The organism is Microbacterium sp. (assembly GCF_035277845.1).
GTDB lineage: Bacteria > Actinomycetota > Actinomycetes > Actinomycetales > Microbacteriaceae > Microbacterium.
In genome coordinates, this window is record NZ_DATEJS010000013.1 from 1 (window position 1) to 3,300 (window position 3,300).

4 protein-coding genes are annotated in these 3,300 nt (G+C 69.5%); 2 read left to right on the forward strand and 2 right to left on the reverse strand.

What is annotated here, in order from left to right; genetic code table 11:
* On the forward strand, positions 1-482 hold a 482-nt coding region (locus VJR25_RS00500), incomplete at its 5' end, for an SDR family oxidoreductase (RefSeq protein WP_324111412.1).
* Positions 483-536: 54 nt separating this feature from the next.
* Here the strand turns inward: VJR25_RS00500 and VJR25_RS00505 are convergent.
* Together VJR25_RS00505 and VJR25_RS00510 are read right to left on the reverse strand one after the other, a co-directional pair.
* Complete coding sequence (locus tag VJR25_RS00505; protein ID WP_324111414.1) at positions 537-935, reverse strand: dinucleotide-utilizing enzyme; 399 nt, start codon at positions 933-935, stop codon at positions 537-539.
* Positions 936-1,020: 85 nt separating this feature from the next.
* Positions 1,021-1,956, reverse strand: a complete 936-nt coding sequence (locus tag VJR25_RS00510; protein ID WP_324111417.1) for a COX15/CtaA family protein — start codon at positions 1,954-1,956, stop codon at positions 1,021-1,023.
* Positions 1,957-2,210: 254 nt separating this feature from the next.
* Between VJR25_RS00510 and sufB the strand changes: the two genes are divergently transcribed.
* On the forward strand, positions 2,211-3,300 hold a 1,090-nt coding region (gene sufB, locus VJR25_RS00515), incomplete at its 3' end, for a Fe-S cluster assembly protein SufB (protein ID WP_324111419.1).

Genomic DNA, 3,300 nt, shown 5'->3' on the forward strand with positions numbered 1-3,300 from the left:
TGCCGCCGCAGCTCGACAGCCTGCTGCACGTCGCCGGCGTCGTCGACCTCGGCCCGGTCGCCCGCCTCACGGCCGCGCACTGGCAGCGGACGCTCACGGTGAACCTGGCCGCGCCCGCGGAGCTCACGCGGCTGGCGCTTCCGGCCCTGCGGCAGGCGCAGGGGCGGGTCGTGTTCGTGAACTCGGGGGCGGGGCTCGCGGCATCCCCGGACTGGAGCGCGTACGCGGCGAGCAAGTTCGGCCTGCGCGCGCTCGCCGACGCCCTGCGCGCCGAGGAGCGCGGGAACGGCGTGCGGGTCACGTCCGTCTACCCCGGTCGCACCGCCACGCCGATGCAGGCGCGCGTGCACGAGCAGGAGGGGGCCGCCTACGACGCGGCGGCCTGGATCCGGCCGGAGTCCGTCGTCACGGCGATCCTCACGGCGCTCGATCTGCCGCGCGACGCCGACCTCACCGACGTGACGGTGCGCCCCGGACACTGACCGGAAACGGCGATGCGGGCCCCCGAACCGGGGACCCGCATCGCGTGGAGGACGTCAGGAGGCCGCGGGCGGCTCCTGCTCGCCGGCGACGGTCTCGGCGGAGGCCTCGGCGGGCGTCTCCGCCGGGACGGCCGGGAACCCGTCCGCGGTCACATCCGCATCGGCGGTGTCGGCCGCGGCGGCCCGCACGAACGAGCGCAGCGTCGCGACGGCCAGGGCGGCGAACAGGCCCAGCAGGCCGGCGCCCAGCAGGGCGGAGCCGAACATGACCCAGGCCGGGCCGCCGTAGACGTCGAGCGCGGCGGTGGCGCTCTGCTGGTTGACCGTGAGGGTCGTGGTCATCGAGGCGAGCTTCGTCAGCACGATCCACGCGCCGAGCGCCGTCGCGGCGACGGACGCGATCACGAGCACGATGTACGGGATGCTGCGAGCCAGGCTCGGGCGCGAGGTCATTGTGTGAGGTCTCCTCAGGAGGTTCAGGGGGTGGGTGATACCGGCCGCGATGACGGGCCGGCAGCAGCGAGACTATCTGCGAAAACTATGCGTTTCGTGTGTCGACGGCGGCATCCTCGGTCTTCAACCGCGTCACGACGGCGACCATGACGGCGGCGAGCACCGCGGCGACCACCATGTGCACGCCCACCGACAGCGGGGGGAGGTTGCTGCGCGCCTGGTACAGGCCGATGCCGATCTGCACGAGCTCGATCAGCAGCAGCGCCGCCATCCAGGGCCGGATCGCCAGGTGCTGCAGCATGCTCGCGATGGTCAGCAGCAGGGTGAGGGCGAACAGCGCATAGGCCGGCGTGGCGTGCAGGTGCTCCAGGATCGTCACGTCGAACCCGTGGCGCACGACGCTCGGATCGCCCGAGTGCGGACCGTTCGCGGTCGTGGTCACGCCCAGGATCAGCACGATGGCGAGCACCAGCGAGGTCACGTGCGTGGTGATCGCGAACCAGCGGGGCACGGCGCGGGCGCGCGGGGCGCCGGTGAAGCCCATGCGTGCGAGGAACGCGGCCGAGACGACGACGAGCGTGATCGAGGCCAGGTAGTGGAAGGCGACGAGTCCGGCGTTGAGGTCGGTGCGCACCGACAGGCCGCCGACGATCGCCTGCGCGAGCACCCCCAGCACCACCACGAAGGCGAGCCACCAGAGGTCGCGGCGGCTGCGCCGCAGCCGCCAGACGAGGATCAGCAGCACGAGGGCGAGGATGCCGACCACGCCGCTCATCATGCGGTTGCCGAATTCGATGAACGAGTGGATGCCCATCGCGGGCGTGGGAGCCAGCGAGTCGGGCGTGCACAGCGGCCAGCCGCACCCGAGTCCGGAGTCGGTGAGGCGCACCGCGCCTCCGGTGCCGACGATCATGATCTCGGCGATGAACGAGAGCCACGCGAACACGCGCACGGCGGTCGTCACCCGGTCGGGGAGGATCCGGCGCTTCTCGGGCGTCGCAACGGGAGCTTCGGCAGACATGGGTCGCGCCTCCAGGGGTGCGTCGGCAGCGCCGACGGGGGTCACACAGGCCCGGATGTCGGAGGTGACCCTGTAGAATCGAAGGGTTCGGGATGCAGTACAGAGATCGCATCCCGCATCAATGACAGTGTAGGCGCGCGTTCCTGTGCGCCGAGATCGGGCCCCAGAAGCGGCATCCCCCCTCGGAACTCCTCCGTCGGAATCTCGCATGCCGGAACGGATGAACCGTGGGGCCCAGAGGAGAGTGTGGCGTCATGTCCGATGTGCTCATCGACCGTCCCGAGCTTGAAGGGCTGGGGGTGTACGAGTTCGGCTGGCACGACGCGGATGCCGCCGGAGCCAGCGCCAAGCGCGGCCTCAGCGACGCCGTCGTGAAGGACATCTCGGCGCTGAAGGCGGAACCCGAGTGGATGCTGAAGAACCGCCTCAAGGGCCTGCAACTGTTCCAGCGCAAGCCGATGCCGACCTGGGGCGCCGATCTGTCCGAGATCGACTTCGACAACATCAAGTACTTCGTCCGCTCGACCGAGAAGCAGGCGCAGAGCTGGGAAGACCTCCCCGAGGACATCCGCAACACGTACGAGCGCCTGGGCATCCCGGAGGCGGAGCGCCAGCGCCTCGTGGCCGGCGTCGCCGCGCAGTACGAGTCCGAGGTCGTGTACCACCAGATCCGTGAGGACCTCGAGGCGCAGGGCGTCATCTTCATGGACACCGACACGGCGCTGCGCGAGCACCCCGAGTTCTTCGAGGAGTACTTCGGCACCGTGATCCCGGCGGGCGACAACAAGTTCGCCGCGCTGAACACCGCGGTGTGGTCGGGCGGCTCGTTCGTGTACGTGCCCAAGGGCGTCCACGTGGAGATCCCGCTGCAGGCCTACTTCCGGATCAACACCGAGAACATGGGCCAGTTCGAGCGCACGCTCATCATCGCCGACGAAGACAGCTACGTGCACTACATCGAGGGCTGCACCGCGCCGATCTACAAGTCCGACTCGCTGCACTCGGCCGTCGTCGAGATCATCGTGAAGAAGAACGCGCGCGTTCGCTACACGACGATCCAGAACTGGTCGAACAACGTCTACAACCTGGTCACCAAGCGCGCGATCGCGCACGAGGGCGCCTACGTGCACTACGTCGAGGGCTGCACCGCGCCGATCTACAAGTCGGACTCGCTGCACTCCGCGGTCGTCGAGATCGTCGTGAAGAAGAACGCCCGCTGCCGGTACACCACGATCCAGAACTGGTCGGCCAACGTCTACAACCTGGTCACCAAGCGCGCCGTCGCGCAGGCGGGCGCGACCATGGAGTGGGTCGACGGCAACATCGGTTCCAAGGTCACGATGA